Origin of the sequence: Maribacter sp. Hel_I_7 (assembly GCF_000688315.1) — a bacterium.
Taxonomy (GTDB): Bacteria; Bacteroidota; Bacteroidia; order Flavobacteriales; family Flavobacteriaceae; genus Maribacter; species Maribacter stanieri.
In genome coordinates this window covers 1685009-1704825 of record NZ_JHZW01000002.1, presented here as the reverse complement: position 1 = coordinate 1704825, position 19817 = coordinate 1685009, and the positions used below count along the sequence as shown (strand labels likewise).

Annotated in this window: 8 protein-coding genes; all 8 read right to left on the bottom strand. The window is 35.3% G+C overall.

The features are described 5' to 3' along the window. Window positions 1–20 precede the first annotated feature (20 nt). Window positions 21–2474, bottom strand: coding sequence for an ABC transporter permease (locus P178_RS0108965; protein WP_027065914.1), 2454 nt, complete (start codon window positions 2472–2474; stop codon window positions 21–23). Between the two features lie 12 nt (window positions 2475–2486). Next, window positions 2487–4871 (bottom strand): ABC transporter permease, encoded by a 2385-nt coding sequence (locus P178_RS0108960; RefSeq protein WP_027065913.1) that lies wholly within the window; start codon window positions 4869–4871, stop codon window positions 2487–2489. 10 nt (window positions 4872–4881) lie between these two features. Beyond that, on the bottom strand, window positions 4882–7290 hold the full coding sequence (locus P178_RS0108955) for an ABC transporter permease (protein WP_027065912.1): 2409 nt from the start codon (window positions 7288–7290) through the stop codon (window positions 4882–4884). A 33-nt stretch (window positions 7291–7323) separates the two neighbouring features. After that, window positions 7324–9684 (bottom strand): ABC transporter permease, encoded by a 2361-nt coding sequence (locus P178_RS0108950; protein WP_027065911.1) that lies wholly within the window; start codon window positions 9682–9684, stop codon window positions 7324–7326. Between the two features lie 92 nt (window positions 9685–9776). Continuing rightward, entirely contained in the window at window positions 9777–12176 is a 2400-nt protein-coding gene (locus P178_RS0108945) for an ABC transporter permease (RefSeq protein ID WP_027065910.1), read from the bottom strand. A 70-nt stretch (window positions 12177–12246) separates the two neighbouring features. Continuing rightward, a complete protein-coding gene (locus tag P178_RS0108940) occupies window positions 12247–14679 on the bottom strand; it encodes an ABC transporter permease (protein ID WP_027065909.1) in 2433 nt (810 codons plus the stop codon). 193 nt (window positions 14680–14872) lie between these two features. Beyond that, a complete protein-coding gene (locus P178_RS0108935) occupies window positions 14873–17302 on the bottom strand; it encodes an ABC transporter permease (protein WP_027065908.1) in 2430 nt (809 codons plus the stop codon). A gap of 37 nt (window positions 17303–17339) precedes the next feature. Continuing rightward, window positions 17340–19739 (bottom strand): ABC transporter permease, encoded by a 2400-nt coding sequence (locus P178_RS0108930; protein WP_027065907.1) that lies wholly within the window; start codon window positions 19737–19739, stop codon window positions 17340–17342. Between the last annotated feature and the right edge of the window lie 78 nt (window positions 19740–19817).

Sequence of the window (19817 nt, the reverse complement as noted above, 5' to 3'; positions counted from 1 at the left end):
GTTGATTAATGTCTTGATTATTACTCTGTTCTCAAACTTTTTACAGGGTTGGCCATCGCCGATTTTATAGTTTTAATAGTCATAATTAATAATGAGACGACTACCATTGCTATACCGCTCAGAGCAAAAATCCACCAGCTTAAATCTGTTTTAGTTGCAAATTCTTCTAACCAATTATGTAGTCCGTACCATGCAATCGGTGCTGCAATTACAAAAGCGATGAAAACCAGTTTTAAAAAATCTTTTGACAATAAATAATTTAATTGGAATAGATTGGCCCCGAGTATTTTTCGGATTCCTATTTCTTTTCTTCTGCGTTCGGTTGTGTGTATAACCAAACCTAATAAACCTAAACAACTAATAAGAATTGCCAACCCAGTTGCCCATTGTAAGAGTATCGATGTTTTTTGCTCACTTTCATAAAACTGCTTAACAGTATCATCCATAAAAGCATATTCAAAATCAGATTCTGGATATATATCCTTCCAAATAATTTCTATTCCATAGATAGTTTTAGACCAATCAGCTGTTTCATTACTATTTAATTTAAAATGAATGGTTTTGTATTGTGTCCATTTACCACTGTAAGAACTGCCTGTTAATGCCATCGGTGCTACACCGTATTTTAAAGAGTGTTGATTAAAATCTTCCATGACTCCAACTATAGGCAAATTATCACCATCAACTATTAAATTTTTGCCGACTATATCTACCTCATTTTCTAAACCTACAGCTTTCAAATATGATTTATTCACTACGTACTCACTTATAGAATCATTCAAAGGCATTCTACCGGCTAGTAGCTTTAAATTATATAAATCAAAATAGTTGGCAGTACCATACATTAGGTGTAGATATGAATTTACTTCTGTACTATCTTTTATGTATTTCACATCCATGGTCATAGTAGAAAATGAAGCGGGAGGATTACCTGCGAGTACCACATTTGATATGCCTGCCAAATCTTGTATTCTATTTACAAATCTTGTTCGTTTTACAGCCGATGTATCTTGCCATGGAGTTTTAAAATATGCAATTGCCTCTGTCTTAAAGCCCATGTCCTTTTTCATAATATAGTTCAACTGCTTACCTACCATCAGCGTAGCTATAATAAACACTTGCGCAATAACAAATTGAAATACCGTCAAATACTTTCTTAAAGAGCCTTTATCAGAATTAGGTATGATTTGCTGTTTAAATACTGAAACAGGTTTGTATTTAGACATAACCAAAGCAGGATAAAAACCAGATAAAACCGTTACTAAAAAAAGTAACAGAAAAACACCTGACAATAACCATGGGTTTAAAAAAATATCGAAACTTAATCCGGCAGGAATAAAATCTAAAAATAAAATTAATAGCCATTTTGAGATAAATATTGAAAGTACTGCTGCCGACAATGTCAATAAAAATGTTTCTCCTAAATATTGAACTATCAATTGTGATCTTGAACTACCTAAAGTTTTTCTAATACCTATTTCTTTTGCTCTTTTTATTGCTTGAGCCGTATTTAAATTAATGAAGTTAATACATCCTAATATCAATAAAATAAATGCTAATAATAGAAGACTTTTTAACGCCGCCTTTGTTGTTCTACTTTCATTAAAATCGAAGGTTCCATAATTAGGGTTTAGATGAATATCGCTTAAAGGCTGTAACATGAACCTTCTTTTACTAGCACCCGAATGCGAATTTTCTGGTTCATCATGTTCTTTTGCAATTCGTGTTAGTGTTTTTTGAACATTATTTGTAATAGCATTTTCTGAAAGTTTAAGAAATAATTGAGATGCTGAATTTGTATTGTCCCATCCTGATTCATTTATCGCATTGGTCATATCTTGTCTAGCCGCTGTTTTCAAAGAAATAAATTCTTCAAAAACTATGTCTGTACGACCATCAAAACCATCTACAATACCTGAAACAGTAGCATGGATACTATCATTATAAACAAGCGACTTCCCTACAACGTTACTTGGTTCTTGATTTGGAAAATATTTTATGGCTCGTTCTTTAGTCAACACCACCATATTTGGCTCTTCCAAAGCACTATTTGAATCGCCCGCCAACCAATCATATTCAAATGTTTTAAAATATGAAGGTTCTGTATAAATCACAAAATCGGGGTCTTTGAATTTATTCCCCGTTTCTTGATTTGCAACATGTAAGGGATACGTAGTAAAGAAAGGAGCGACCGTTTCAATCTCATCAGTTCTCAATTCTTTTAGCTCTTGTGCCAAAGGAACCGTTACTCCCGCATTATAAAACACACCCAACGCACCTTCAAACGAAGATGTGACCCTATAAATTCTATCACCATCAGTATGAAATTTATCAAAAGTAAGGTCGTAAAAAACCATAGCACCAATTACGAATGAAGCACTTAAACCAATAGAAAGACCCAATATATTAATCAGGGAAAATGTCTTATTTTTCCAAATATTACGAAAAGCTATTTTTAAATAATTGCGTAGCATATTAGTTTAGTTTTACTCTGTTCGTAAACTTTTTACAGGGTTGGCCATCGCTGATTTTATCGCCTGTATGCCTAATGTAAATGCCGTTATGAAGAAGGCAATACTTCCTGCCAAAGCAAACATCCACCATTGAATGGAAATACTATAGGCAAAGCTACCCAGCCAAGCACTCATCATATACCATGCAATTGGAAAAGCAATTAAAGCTCCAATACCTACCAAGATTATATAATCCTTTGAAAGCAACACGACTATTTTTAGTACCCCAGCACCTAAGACTTTACGTATACCAATTTCTTTAATTCGTCTTTTTGCCATAAATGAAATAAGACCGAACATGCCCAAACAAGATATAAATATGGTTAGCAATGCAACCACGTTTACTGTTTTTAGCATTCCATCAATTAAACGATATTGTCCACTTACTTTATCACTTAAATCACCTTGGTCATAATTTTTTCTGGAATCTATTTTAGCAAAAGCAGTCGCTAATATGTTCTTTATTTCTTTTTCCTTTCCATCAACAACCCGGACCGTTAGGTAGCGATGTTTGGCTAAATTCTCTTCATCTCTATAATAATGTACCAGAGGTTCTACCGCATTTTGTAAATCTTGATAGTGAAAATCTTTCATTACCCCAACAATAGGGTTACCTATGAAATCGCTGTTTTTATATTTCAATCGTTTTCCCTCTATTGTTGTCCAACCAAAAGCTTCCATGGCACTACGATTAATAATAACAGGCGTTTCTTCTCCATTGTCAATATCACTGTCAAAATCTCTTCCTTCTACCAGCGGAATCTGTAGCGTTTTCAAGTAACCATCATCTGTATATGACCTTCTAAAACGAACATCTGACTCTGTATTTGGGTCATAAAATGTAGTATAATTGAAATAATAATCTGAAGGAACTGACTGGCTCGTACTAACATGCGTTACATACGGATTGGCTTCTAAATCATTTAACAGCGCTTTAAAACTAGAGTTGGCGGCATCCATATTCTTATAATCAAGATCTATGTTACCTACAATAACATGATTACGCTCAAATCCCAAGTCTGCCTTTTTCATGAACCCGATCTGACTGTTTAAAATGATTGCAATACAGATAAAAAGTATGGCTATAGAAAATTGAAGGATGATGAATGAATTACGTAAAATAAAACTTCCCTTAGCACTATCTATCTTTCCTTTGATACCTTGTGAAACCGGTAAAGAAACAAACCTTAATGTAGGTAATATGCCCACCACTAATGTCACCAAAACACCTAAGGCAATCGCCCCTAAAATTACCGGATAATCATTTTTAAGGCTAAAATTAATCTCACCAAAATCCGCCCCAAAGACATCATTCATTTTCGGTAATAAAAATCCGAAGAAAAGAACACTAGAAATAAGTATGGAAAACAATACCAAAATCCCATTTTCAAGGCAAAACTGGGTAATTACCCCTTTACTATTACCTCCCAATATTTTGCGAACTGCAATGTCTTTTGTTCTCCGAAACATAGTAGAGGTATTTAAGTTCAGAAGATTTACTAGCACTAAAAGCAATACAAAAAAAGAAGTGGCGATGTTACCCGCAATAATTATTTCAACCACCGGTATAGAATCCATTCTAACTTCTGAGTGCGGCATAACCTCCATTCTTGAAATTACAGAAGGATCCGCATAATTCTCCTGCACCAATTTGTCTACCTTCTTTTCAAATAACGCAATATCTGTTTCTGGATTTAGCTTTAAGAATATCGGTGAAAAACTATTGTTCCAATTGGTCTGTTGTTTAAATATAGGGTTGTCCTTTAAAAGTGTATTTGGCAATAAGACACCTAATCTAAAAGAAGAATACGGACTTATAGGTTCTAACACCCCCGTAATGGTAAGGTTTAATGTATCTGCCGCTTTTAGGCTTTTACCTACTGGGTTTTCTTCTCCGAAAAACTGCTTGCTTACCTTATCGGTCAAGACAATAGAATACTTTTCTTTAAATGCAGTGTTATGGTTTCCATATTTTAGAGGTAGTCCAAAAACCATAAAGAATTCTGGGTCGGCATAAGTTGTTGTATTTTGAAATTCCTTATCCCCAGCTTCTAACCATACATCTCCCCAACCATGCAGGTGCGTACCTGCTTTTAATTCTGGCGACGTACTCTTTATTTTATCCAACAAAGGGTATACTACTTCATTGTAATCATTACCATCATTTAAATGTGTCTTTAAGTAATAGATATGTTCTTGCTCTGGAATCATGGAATCTGCTACATAATAGGCATACACAGAAAACATGAGCGTTAATACACTACCAATACCTATACTTAAGCCCAAAAGGTTAAGAAAGGAAAGCGTTCTATTTTTCCACAGATTACGAAAAGATAATTTTAGATGGTTTAATAACATGGTTCGTTTTTTACTCTGTTCTTAAACTTTTTACCGGGTTTGCCCTAGCTGCTCTAACGGTTCTTGTACCAATTGTTAGAAAGGCAATTATTAATGCCAGCGCACCCGCTGCCACAAAATACCAGATACTCAATTCAATTTTGTATGCATAATTTTGGAGCCATTCGCGCATTGCCCACCATGCAATTGGTGAAGCGATTACAAAGGCAATCAAAACCAATTTCAAAAAGTCTTTGGTCAGAATATAGGTAATTGAGGTAACACTGGCCCCAACTACTTTTCTTATGCCTATTTCTTTAGTTCGTTGCGATACTATTAACAAAGACATTGCGAAGAGCCCCATACAACTTAACAAAATTGCTATTATAGAACCACTGGCAATCATTTTAGCCGTTGTTTTTTCTTGCTTAAATGTTCTATCTATATTCTCGTCTACAAAGGATCCTAAAAATTCTGCATTAGGTTCTAGTTTTTTCCATGCAGATTCAATTGCAGCAAATGAATTGGCCATGTTAGCTGGCGAGACTTTTACAAAACCATAGGTAAGATTTTGTTGCCTACTCATAAAAAAAGTCATTGGCGCAATTTCCCGATCTAAATCTGTGAAATTGTAATCTTTAACAACCCCGTAAACGGGATAAAATACACCATCATCAATCTCTAATTGTGAAACTAGCGGATTTTGTTCTCCTAATTCTTTGGCCATTGCTTCATTGATTACAACCCCTAAGCTATCGCCGGCACTCTCAAAACTTCGTCCGGCAACCACGTTCAATCCTAATGTTTGGATGTATTCATGATTAACCACTAAAAAATTAGTCATTACAATACGACCTTTATATTCAAAACCAATGCCGCTAGAAGACCTACCACCATCTTTTCCTAGGCCCAAATTACTATCAGAACCGCTGACTGAAATTATATCTGGATTACCGCTTAGCTCGTCACGCAACAACTCTACCATATCGTGACTATTACGCTTGCCGTTTAAAGGAAAGGAAACCACCTGTTCTTTATCAAAACCTAAATGCTTATTCCGCATATAATCAATTTGCCCCCATAAGACCAAAGTGCCAACTATCATAAGAATTGCTATGCCAAATTGAAACACCATAAGTACGTTCCTCACCTTATTGCTGCCCGAAGATTCCAATTTTCCTTTTAAAGACTGAATTGTGCCTAAACGGCTCATCAATAGTGCAGGGTAACCACCAACAAGCATGGTAATAACAAGGACTGTTAGTAAAAGTCCTACTAAAAATACAGGTGATAAAAGTAGTTCTGAAGAAATCTGTGTATTGAACATTGACTTAAAATCATTCAAAAAAACTGCACTCAACACCACACCAATAGTTATAGATAATAGAAAAACAAACAAACTTTCGCTCCAAAATTGAAAAAACAGTTGCTGCTTTTGTGCCCCTAAGGTTTTACGCATACCTATTTCCTTTAGGCGTTTTGCCGTCTTTGCAATACTCATGTTTATATAGTTGACACAGGCAATGAACAATATTAATAAAGCGATACCGAAAATGAGGTACGGCCTACTCCTACTCACCTCAACAAATCCGTTTTTAAATTTTGCAAAATGTACATCTTTAAGCGGAACCAGTTTAAGATTTATAAAACGACCATTTTCATCTGCCGTTGCTCCATCTCTTTTTAAACGATTTATACCTTCCTCGTAGTGAAGGTCTATAAAGGGCTCGCTACTTTTTTCAAAAACTGATGCCGTCATACCTTCGTCAAGTTCTACATATACCGCGTGATATTGTCTATCCCACGCTTCTTTACTTTCATTATACTCGTTATGACTTTCAAATCTAGCGGCAATTTGAAAATCTAAATTGCTTTGCGGAAGTATATTGTCTGCAATAGCACTTACCGTAAATGGCGTTTCCTGCCCATTTACCAAAAGGTTAAACGTTTTTCCAATAACATCGGTTGACCCAAATAATTTATTTGCCCCATCTTTTGTAACCACAACAGAATTTAAATTCTCTAAGGGGTTCTTATCATTCCCGTTAAGAATAGGAAAGCTGAACATGGAAAAGAATTCTTGGTCTACCCAAATAATATCCATATTTACCTCTTTGTCATTATAGAGCGCAAGCGTTCCATCTTCTGCACATCTGGCTATTCCTTTCACTCCAGGTACCTCAGCATATAATGCGGGGGCTAAAGGTGCTGGTTGAACTGTACCTGCTTTTGGCCCTTTAGGAGTTTGTTCTGTACGCACAACCTTATAAATTGAATCGACATTTGTGTGAAAACCATCATACGAAAGTTGAAACATGGCTGCCATTCCCAGCAATATTACCACGGCAAAAGCTATGGATAATCCCACTACATTTAAACCGGTATTCGTTTTATCTTTTATTAAGTTTCGCCAAGCAATTTTTAAATAGTTTTTAAACATGATGAGTGTTTTTTTTAATGATTGATTGATGGTTTATTCTGATCTTAAACTTTTTACAGGATTTGCCCTTGCTGCTTTTATTGCTTGAAAACTTACCGTTACCAATGCTATTACTAACGTAAGACCACCGGCAATTGCAAATACCCACACTGAAATGGATATTCTAAAATCGAATTCTTCTAACCAATTAGACATATAATACCAAGCAATAGGAATTGCAATTAGAATAGATATAGCTACCAGTTTTAGAAAATCTTTAGATAGAAGCGTCACTATTGTAGTAACCGAAGCACCCAATACTTTTCGAATACCTACCTCTTTAATTCTATTCTCTGCCATATAACTCGCCAAACCAAACAAGCCTAGACAAGAGATTAAAATTGTTAACAGTGTAAACAGTGTAGCAAGTTTACCTATTCTTTGCTGATCACTGAATTTTTCTGCATATTCTCCATCCACGAATTCAAAATCAAAAGGATACTCTGGATTGTATTTCTTATATATATTTTCGATGATAGCTAAATTTTCTGAAGTAGAATTTGCCTCGTTCAGTTTCATATGCATTACATTAAACCACCCTTTCGCCCCTTCAATTACCAATGGTTCTATTTTCTGAAATGGCGAATTGAATACAAAGTCTTTTACCACCCCAACAACATGCCATTCTATCCCATTGTCTTTAATAATTTGACCTAAGGGTTCATTAAAACCCATAAGCGAGACAGCTGACTCGTTTAATAGTACTGCTGTAGAATCAGTAGGAAATTCTTGCAGATTTAAATCGCGACCAGACAATAGCTCCAAACCCATAGTTTCGGCAACAACATCATCAGCAATTAATCTTAATACAATTGTTTTATCATTTTCATTTTTTCCGCTCCATTCAAACCCCCAAGTATTACTCCAACTTTCTGTAATAGGCGAACTTGTTTTGGTAATGGAAGACGCCGCTCCAGACTTGAGCAATTCTTTCTTGATCAACTCATAATTCTTATCAATATCACCTTCTAAAAAAGTGTAAATCAAGTTATCCTTTGAATAGCCAAGTTGTCTATTTTGAACTTTATCTAATTGTTGGCTTATAATTAGTGTTGACGTAATTAATATTATTGCCACAGAAAATTGAACCACTACCAAAACCTTTCTTGGCGTAATTAGGGTATCTGCTTTATGGAATGTGCCTTTTAAAACTGCCGATGGTTTAAATGCCGATAAGTACAATGCCGGGTAGCTACCTGCCAATAGACCGGTAAATAAAACAATTGCCAACGTTGAAATCCAAAACCACATACTGGTAAAATCCAATTCAAGTTCATGACCTACCAGATCATTAAACGCAGGCAGCACCAATAGCACTAGAAGTATTGAAAAGATTGCGGCAATAGCTGAAATCAGAATAGATTCTCCCAAAAATTGATAAATCAAATGCTTTTTAGGGGCTCCCATTACTTTTCTAACACCAACTTCTTTTGCTCTTTTTTCACTTCTGGCCGTACTTAAGTTCATGAAATTAATACAGGCGATTATTAGAATAATTGCCGCTATGATACCGAACATCTTTATTAAATCTATTCTACCACCAACTTCCTTTCCATTTTCAAATTCATTATACAAATAGGTTCTTGAATATGGATATAAGAGGGTAACCATATCAGAAGAATCTTCATCATAGTTTTCTCTTAAGGTTTTAATTTTAGTCGAAAAATCAGAAAAGTTGACGTCCTTCTTAAGCATTATATAAGTAGCCACAGAGTTATTACCCCAATGGGTATCGTCCCAACCTTTTTGAGTTAAATATGCCCAAGGCACCAAAAATTCAAAGGAAAAATCCGTATTGGTTGGTAAATCTTTTAAAATTCCCGTAACCTTAAATGTGTCGGCATTATCAATTACTACTATTTCACCAATAGGGTCTTTATCGCCAAACATCTTTTTAGCGAAAGTCTCTGTAATCACCACTGAATTTACATCACTAAAGACACTGGCAATATCACCTTGTACTAAGGGGAAACTAAAAATGCTCAAGAAATCCGGATCTACAATTGTGCCCGTTGCCTTAATTCGTTTAACACCTACGGAAAATAAAAATGGGGTATCGTAAAAGTATCTAGATACGCGTTCTACTTCTGGGTAATCTTTCTTTATTGCAGGTGCCATTGCTTTAGGCGTGGAGTTCCATGTCCAAATTTCACCCTCAACATCATATTGATTGTTAACTTCATAAATACGCTCTTGGTTTTCATGAAATCGGTCGAATCCTAATTCAAAATTTATCCAAAGAACAATTAGAGTAAACACGGTAAGCCCAATAGAAAGACCTGCAATATTTAAAATCGAAAAACCTTTATTCCGAATTAAATTCCTCCATGCTATTTTCAGATAGTTTTTAAACATGATGAGTGTTTTTTTTATATTTTTTATCTCTTACAAGCGCAATCGAGAACTACTTACCTCTTGTCTGTGCTCTAGGGGGCAGCCTTATTATTCTACTCGGTTCGTAAGCTCTTTACCGGGTTTGCCCTTGCTGCCTTAATCGCCTGAAAACTTACGGTAACTATGGTTACCAACATAGCACCGGCAATGGCCAAGGCGAAAATCCACCATTTGAGAATTACCCGATACGGATATTCCTGCAACCAACCGTTCATAATAAAATAGGCTATAGGAACGGCAATAAAACAAGATACAACGACCAACTTTAAAAAGTCTTTTGAAAGCATATTCCATACATTGAATATGGATGCACCTAGCACTTTTCTAACTCCAATTTCCTTTTTTCGTTGTTCTGCTACAAAAGAGGTTAACCCGAAGAGCCCCAAACAACTTATTAAAATTGCCAATGCAGTGAAAATACCTGAAAGTGTACCTACACGTTCTTCCGATGCAAATTTTTCGCCATATTCTCCATCAATAAAATCATACTCAAAAGGTATATCTGGAAAATGCTCTTTAAAAACCCTTTCAATGGTAGCAAGGTTTTTACTTGCGCTCTCATTTGGGTTCAATCTTAAATTGTAATAACTAGCATTATCAAAACGATCATACACATACACACCTTGTTTAACCGGCTCGTAAGGCGATTGTGTTATCATATCTTGTACTACACCAATAATCTTTAAAGGTGGCCCTGGATCTTCTTCACTATCCTCTTTTAGCAACATACCGATAGGGTTTTCCAATCCTAAATATTTCTTTGCCGTTTCATTAATTAATATACCTAATGAATCTGTTGCAAATTCTCTAGAAAAATCTCTTCCTTCCAGAATTTTAAGGTTTAACGATTTTGCATACTCTGGTGAAACTTCTGTCCAAGCTAAATCTTCTTGAAACCCTTCTGGTTTACCATCCCAAGTAAAACCATTTCTATTTGAATAGATTTTGGTGGTCGGACTACTGGAGGTTGACATTTCACTAACCGCACCAGATCCTATAAATTCTGAACGCATTAAATCGTATTTTCCTGTGAAATCTTGACTAAATGTGGGAATCTGAATCAATCCTTCTACATCATACCCAACCGGTCGATTCTTAGCATGATTTATTTGCTGCATTACGATGACTGTACCAATTATAAATGCTACTGATACTGTAAACTGTACTACTACCAATATTTTACGGGGTAAGCCCGCATATTTACCAACCTTAAAGGTTCCTTTTAAAACATCTACCGGTTTAAAAGATGATAGATACAGCGCAGGATAACTACCTGCCAATAATGAAGTGAATAAAACAAAAACTAAGGAAATCAACCAAAAGATTCCATTATCCCAAGGAAAAGTAATTTCCTTTTTTGACAATTCATTAAACCCGTTTAAGGATAAAATTACAATTAGCATAGCTAAGAAAAAGGCAAAAAGAACTACTAAAAAAGATTCACTTAAAAACTGATAAATCAATTGACCTCTTTGTGATCCTATTGATTTTCGAATACCTACTTCCTTACCACGCTTCTCTGACCTAGCCGTACTTAAATTCATAAAATTAATACATGCCAAAAGCAATACAAACGCACCAATTATACCAAATAACCACACGTATTTTATGCGACCACCACTTTGCTTACCATTTTCAAAACTGCTACGTAGATACCAGTCCTGCATCGGAAAAAGAAAAAGTTGCGGATTGAATTCAATTAAATCTGGATTAAGATTTTTCTTAGCATCTTTTATGGTTTTTGTAACATTTTCAAATGATGTTTGGTCGGCAATCTGAACGAACATTTGAAAAGAATTGTTACCCCATTGGTCTTCTGCATTACGTATCCATTCATTGTTTGCCAAATACTTTTCCCATGGAATAATAAAATCGGTATCATTGAACGAATTGTTTACAGGTATATCTTTATAAACCGCACTAACATTTAACTTATGTTCATTACTTACCGTAACCGTTTTACCAATTGGGTCTTCGGCACCAAACAAAGCATTGGCCGTAGATTCAGCCAACATGATGGAGTTAATCTCTCGAAGTCCGTCTTTCTCTCCTTTTAAAATTTCTAGACCAAAAAGTTCCGGCCCCACTTGTTGCATATAATTACCTGGTCTTGATATGCTTATATCTCCATATTTTAAATAGTGATCATTGGTCCATGAACACATAATTAAATGCTTAAAATTATCACCGTACCCATCACGCAAGGTTTTTTCTAACGGTCTTGGAATCGCCGGCCCGGTTCCTATTTCGCCATTGAATGTCTGAGATTGAAAGACTTGTGCAATTTTATCTTTATTCTTAAAGTAGCTGTTATAAGAAAGTTCGTCTAAAATCCAAAGGCCGATAATTAACGTTACCGCCATTCCTAAAGCAAGACCGCCCACATTAATGAATGTATAGCCTTTGTTCTTCCAAAGGTTTCGCCAAGCGATTTTTAAATAGTTCTTAAACATGATGAGTGTTTTTGATGATTGATGTTTTTAACTTATGCTACCTTAAAGAGTGTTTTTAATTTGAAATGTTTCATTCTGACCGCAAACTTTTTACAGGGTTTACTATAGCCGCTTTTATACTTTGATAACTTACCGTTACAATAGCCACTACAATTGCTAAAACCGCTGCGAGTACAAAAACTCCAAGTCCTATTTCTATTCTATAAGAGAAATCTTCTAACCACTTATTCATGGCAAACCAACCCAATGGCAAAGAAATGAGAATTGCTACACCTACTAATTTTAGAAAATCTACTGTAAGTCTATAGGAAATCTGACTTACAGTAGCCCCTAATACTTTTCTAACGCCAATTTCTTTTGTACGCTTTTCAGCATTAAAGGCAGCTAATCCAAATAATCCTAAACAAGCAATGAAAATGGATAGAATAGTAAAAATGAAAAATATTTGACTCAGCTTTTGTTCCGAGTTATACGTGGAATAAAATGCTTCGTCCATAAATTGATAATCAAATGGTTGACCAGGTGCCATGCTATTCCAAATATTCTCAATCTCCGCAATTGACTTTGAATAGTCACCACCGCTTAACCTTACCGCCATATTCTCTGCGTTATTTTCAACGTGCAATCCTAATGCACCAATATTCTCGCGAAGCGATTTAAAATGAAAATCTTTAACCACCCCTATTATAGTATAGTAGGTAGGGTTTTCCATATCTATTTCTTCGGAAATCCTCATTCCCAAAGCTTCTTGAGCTGTAACGTTCAAAATTGGTAAAGTAGCTTCGTTGATAATAATTGCTGTAGAATCTGATGCATACTGTTTATTGAAATCGCGCCCAGCTACAACATCCATTTCTAACGTCTTCAAATAATCCATGTCTACATCCCAAGTCTGCATTTGAATTGCATTTTCCTGACTTTTGGTTCCTTCTTGGAAGAAAGAAGTATCTGACCGCCATGATGGTGTAGGGTAAAAATTACTTAGCGTAACATTTTCTACGTTGCCCATTTTAAGAATCTCTTCTTTAAATGCATTTGTTTTAGATCCTAACGGACTAATTTCATTAATCAACAACACCTGGTCTTTTGTAAAACCCAAATCTTTACTCTGTATAAAATTCAATTGCTGAAAAACTACCAACGTACTTACTATAAGAAATACGGAAATTGAAAATTGAAATATTACCAAAGCATTTCTTACCCTACCATTACCTACACTTTCAGATGCTCCACCTTTAAGTGTTTTAACTGGGGTAAACCTAGACATGAAAAAGGCAGGATAACATCCTGAGAAAAGCCCTAATAATATTGTTGCGGCCAATAACAAAAACCAAAACAAGGGTTGTGAAAATGGTATTGCAATAGACTTACCGGTAAATCCGTTAAAAAACGGCAGCGTAATCATGGTAATCAACAAGGCAGCTATTAATGAAATAAAAGCTATTAAACCAGATTCTGTCAAAAATTGAAAAATCAAATTCATTTTATTAGAACCCAATGTTTTTCTTACCCCAACTTCTTTGGCTCTTTTTAATGAGTGAGCCGTAGACAAATTCATGAAATTTACACTTGCCAGAATAATTAAGAATAGCCCAATAAAAGAAAGTATATAAATGTTTTGCATGCTGCTGGTAGCATTCATTTCTGAGCTTCTATCTGAATGCAAATGAATATCTGTCAGCGCTATAGTATGGTAGCGTATATAATTACCAGATGCCGCAAATGATTCTGCAGTCATACCCGGAAAATACTTTTGCGCCCATGGTAACATATACCTTTCTAGCATGCCTTGTAACGGTGCTTGAAAATCTTCAACTTTAGCTTCCGGTATTAATTTTACAAACGTAAAATAGTTGTTGCTACCCCAAAGTTCCTCTCTAGACGCAACATTACCTGCCATAGCCAAAAAGACACTATACTCATTAAAATAAGAGTTTTTAGGCATGTCATCTATTACCCCTGTTACCGTATACGTATCGGAATTATCTAAAAGCATATTTTGCCCTAAAACATCTGTTGACCCAAAGTATTTTTCTGCGGCAGTTTTTGTAAGCACTAATGAATTTGTGCCCGTTAAAGCAGTTTTTGAGTTTCCTGCCAATAAATCAATACCAAAGAATTGAAAGAAAGTTGAATCGGCGTAGGTTACTTTGTTCTCTTTAGAACTTGTTTCACCACCTACCTTTTTTACGTACATACTACCCAAAGTTCTAAAACGAACCGTAGACTCTACTTGCGAGTAATCTCTTTTTAAAGCACCAGCCATTGGTGGGGCAGATTCTGCTGCTTTAATTTCTGCACCTCCAAATTTTATATCGGCATCTATACGATAAATACGATCCGCATCGGCAAACATTTTATCATAGCTCAACTCATCATAGATGTATAATGAAATCATTAGAGTACCGGCCATACCAATAGCAAGTCCAAATGTATTTAAGAAAGTAAAAAAGGCTTGCTTTTTTAAACTTCTCCAAGCGATTTTGATATAGTTTTTAAACATGGTTCTCGTTTTTTGATTTGTGTTGACTATTTTTACTTAACTATCAAAGTCTAATTTCATGCCACATATTTAAATCGTTTATTATCAGTTAGTTAAACCCGTAATTAATTTAATAAGTGTAAAATATTTGGACAAAACATGTCTAATATATATACAGTTGAATGTTTAGTTTATAAATACCAATCTGTTACTTTCATTCGGTTCGCAAACTTTTAACTGGGTTTGCAACTGCCGATTTTAAAGATTGAAATCCTACGGTTAAAAAGGTAATGAGCACTGCAAAACCACCTGCCAAGGCAAATACCCACCATTGTATATCTATGCGATAAGTGAAATCTTCTAACCAGCGCTGCATAAAGTAATACGCAATTGGTGTTGCTATAACAAGAGCTATAATTACTAGCTTAATAAAGTCTTTCGTCAATAATTGAACTACAGACCCAATACTCGCTCCTAACACCTTACGAATACCAATCTCTTTTTTCTTCTGTTCGGCAACAAATGATACAAGTCCGAAAAGACCTAAGCAACTTATAAGAATGGCTAGAATAGTAAAAACAATAGAAATTTCTCCTAAACGTTTTTCTTCATCATACAATTTCTCTACTTCCTTGTCTACAAAACGATAATCAAAAGGAACATTATTTACCGTTGCTTTCCATTGTTGCTCTAAACTTGTCAATAATTGTTGGTAGTCTGTAGTTTGGGTCTTTATAAATAACCAATTTGGTTGATTTACCTTCTGTAGAAATAATGGTGCTATCTCATTTTTTAAGGATGCAAAATGATAGTCTTTTACAACTCCTATAATCCGCATTTCATCAGTCTCATTTCCAAAACTTTGAATAAGTCTTGCACTTAGTGCATCTTCTTCTTTTATATTAAATGTGCGTAATGTTGCCTGATTAACAATGATTTGATCCGTGGTATCGGCAGGTGTAAAATCTCTACCAACTACTAAAGGAATATTCATGGTTTCAAAATAACCTTCACTAACACCTTGTCTTTTTACAATGGTATTATTCTCTCGATTTCCACCAGGTAAATACAGACCATTATCATTCAATACTACTTCAGACGGTGCATAATTACCACTAGAAATATTTAATACTCCCGGTATATTTAGAAACGATTTTTTAAGAGATTCAAACTTACTAGAAGCTTCGGCTGTTCCTATTCTTAATGCCAATAGGTTCTCTTGCTCAAAGCCAAGGTCTTTACTTTGGGTAAATCGAAACTGCTGCGTTACAATAATTACCGTAGCCACTAAACTAATGGATACTACAAATTGAAAAACTACCAATGCTTTTCTAAACGTGCCATTACCCGATTGTAAGATGGTTGCACTTTTTAGGGCATTTATAGGTTTTATGTTTGATAAAATTATTGCAGGATAAATACCCGATACAAACCCTGTAATGAGCCCTAATATTATTAATATAGTACCAATTCGCCAGTTCAATAAATCTTCATAGCCTAAACTAGCGTTGGTCAATTCATTTACCATTGGCAGGAGCAAGATTGCAATAGGAATACTTATGAGCACTGCAAAAAGTGACAGTAACATAGATTCTCCTAAAAACTGTCGCATTAAACTATTGGCACCTGCACCTACCACTTTACGAACCCCAATTTCTTTTGCTCTTTTACTTGCTCTAGCCGTGCTTAGGTTTATAAAATTTATACAAGCAACCAATTGAATAAAGAAAGCTAATGTGAGTAAGAAATACAGATATTTTATATTAGAAACTTCATGTATCTGATTTTTTCGACCTTCGGAGTACAGATGAATTTTTGTGATATTTTGTAGGGATAAAATTTTTCTATCCATGCCTGCATCTTTAAGGTCGTCAGCTCCTCTTTCTTGTAAAAAACCTGGAAGCTTTTTTTGTAACCCTTCGGCACTACTATTGGGCTTTAATTTCACATAACTATAGACAAAATTATTAGTAGCGAAACTTTTAAACCTCTGAACAAAAGTACCTATCCCTGGGGTACTCATGCTCACTATATAATTAGGATTTAAGTGCGATTTGCCAAACGATTCATCAAAAACACCTTTTACCGTTAAGGTCTGGGCATCTTCGCCACTGCCCCACGTTACCGACTTGCCCAATGCTTCTTGATTACCGAATAATTTCTTCGCCAACGTAGAAGATAATACCAACGAGAATGGCTCGTCTAAGGCTGCATTTTGGGTACCCTCTACAAATTTATAGGTGAATACCTTGAAAAATGTAGAATCTGCCATGTAGACCCTAGGTTCGTAATAAGCATCTTTACTATCGGCAGCGCTAATCAAATTACTAAAAAACACATCTGTTAAGAATGCACGTGTAGCTTCCTCTACTTCAGGAAAATCTTCTTTTATTGCAAAAGCTATTGGCGGCGAAGCGGCTGCCGTATCAAAACCTTCTTTACCATCTCTTTCTATTACCGTTTCTACCCTAAAAATGTTTTCCGCATTTTCATGGTGTTCATCATATCCAAATTGAGAAAAAACATATAACAATATTGCAAGACAACTCACCGTACCTACGGTAAGTCCCAATAAATTGATACTTGTTTGCTGTTTGCTCTTTAACAGGTTTCGCCATGCGATTTTTAGATATTGTTTGTACATGATTTTCGTTTTTTTGATTTGATTGATGATGAATGATTTACTCTGTACGTAAGCTTTTTATGGGGTTAGCTCTTGCAGATCTTATTGCATGATAACTTACGGTAAGTATGGCTACCGAGACAGCCATTAAACCTGCCAGCGCAAAAACCCACCAACTAATATCAATTTTGTAGGCGTATACATTTAGCCATTTGTTCATGGCATACCATGCAAAAGGTGTTGCTATGAGTATAGATATTAATACTAACTTGATAAAATCTTTTGATAATAAAGCTACAATGCTTGTAACCTCAGCACCCAATACTTTTCGTATTCCAATCTCTTTGGTTCGTAACATGGCACTATATGTTGCCAATCCAAATAGCCCTAAACAAGCTATTAAAATTGCTAAAAATGAAAAAAGTGTAAATAATTTTTTAAACCTGAAATCCGCCTGATATTGTTCGTTAAAACTATCATTCAAGAAACTATACAAAAACGGTCTATGCGGGGCTAATTCAGTCCATTTTCCCTCTATACTGGAGATTGCCTGTTGCATATCTGATGTTTTGACTTTTAGAGAAATATATCTGCCGTATTCTGAATAGCGCATAGATAAAGGAGCTACTTTTTCATGAAGAGACATATAATTGAAGTCTTTAACAACCCCTACAATAGTACCCTCACGCCCCCATTGTTGAAATTTCTTGCCTATAATATCCGCTGGGTCTGAATAGCCAAATGATTTAACCGCAGCTTCGTTTACTATCATAGCACTAAGCGAATCTGATACGAATTCTCTTGAATATGGTCTACCGGCAACTACCTCAATCTCATAATGTGGAATAAAATCAAAATCTATTTCGTACAAGAAAGGTTCAAAATGCTCCATACTCCCTTCAAAAGATTCTATTTCTGTTCCTGCAGCAGGAAAATGACTTCCTGGAACGGTACGTGAACTAGCAACTGAAGTTACTTCTGGTAAACTTTTAAGTTCATTTTTTACAGTCTCAATATTATCTAAAACCTGTCCGTCCCAATTAAAATCGATAACCAGTTGTTGTTCATTATCAAAACCTAAATTTTTGTTGAGCATGAACCCTAATTGATAATACACAATTACGGTACTTGCTATTAATGCTATAGAAAGACTAAATTGAAAAATTACCAGTCCCTTTCTAAGATTTACACCTTGTGGAGAAGAACTTACAAGACCTTTAAGTACACTTATAGGTTTAAAGTTGGATAGGACGAACGCAGGATAGCTACCGGATAATAATCCGGTTATTAAAGCAGTACCAAAATAAAGTAGTAATGTTTTTGTGTTAATAATATTATCTAGCGAAAACTCTTTTCCAGTTATGTTTCCCATCCAAGGAAGGCAAATAGCCACAATCAAAAGTCCTATTCCTGCAGATAGAAACACCATGATCAAAGACTCTCCCATAAACTGATACACAAGTCCTTTTTTATCTGCTCCAATCACTTTTCTAACACCAACTTCCTTAGCTCGTTCCATGGATCGGGCAGTAGCCAGATTCATGAAATTGATGCTAGCAATAATTAAAATAAAGAGTCCTATTATGGCGAAAATATAAATATTGTTCAAGCTTCCTGTGATACCTGGTTGACGAGCTGCTTTCGATTTTAGATAGGTATCTTTTAAAGGCTCGAACGAAATATTGTAGTAATAATCCTTTGATTCATCTGGAAGTCTACTCTTTAAAAAGCTGGGCATCTTGGCTTGAAAATCCGCAACATTAAAATTATCATCCACTAAAAAATAGGTGTAAAAATCTACATAGCCCCATGAATCGAATATACTTGGTCGAGTTTGGTAAAAAGAACTCATAGACAGTAATACATCGAAACTAAAATGTGAATTAGATGGTACGTCTTTCATTACACCTGTTACCGTATACAAGCCATCATCTGCTCTTCCGCCAACACCATCAACGGTTTTACCCATTGGGTCTTCATTCCCAAAATATTTTTTTGCAGTGCTTTCCGTTAGTACAATAGAGTAAGGTGCTTCTAACGCAGTGTCCGGGTTTCCAGATATTAACGGCCAACTAAAAACATCAAAAACAGTATCATCTACATAAAAACAATTACTCTCTTGAAAAGAGTTTTTATTATATTCAAGCAATACATCTGACCTACCTGAGAATTGAACTTTTTCTATCACTTCAGAAAAATCAGCTTTTAATGCTGGTCCAACAGGGGCGTTCCCCCAAATCCATCGGTCATTCAAATCTTCCGACCCACCATGATGAACAACCCTATAGATATTATCGCCTTTTTCGTGATAGGTATCATAAGAGAGCTCATTGTTTATGAACAAAGCAATCATTAGAAAGCAAGCCATACCAATTGCCAAACCCCCAATATTTATAATGGAGTATCCCTTATTCTTTATTAAATTTCGCCATGCGATTTTCAGATAGTTTTTAAACATGATTCTCGTTTTTTTGATGCTTCCACTACGCTCAGCACAAATTGATGATTGGGTGCTACGCACCTTAAATTGATAAAA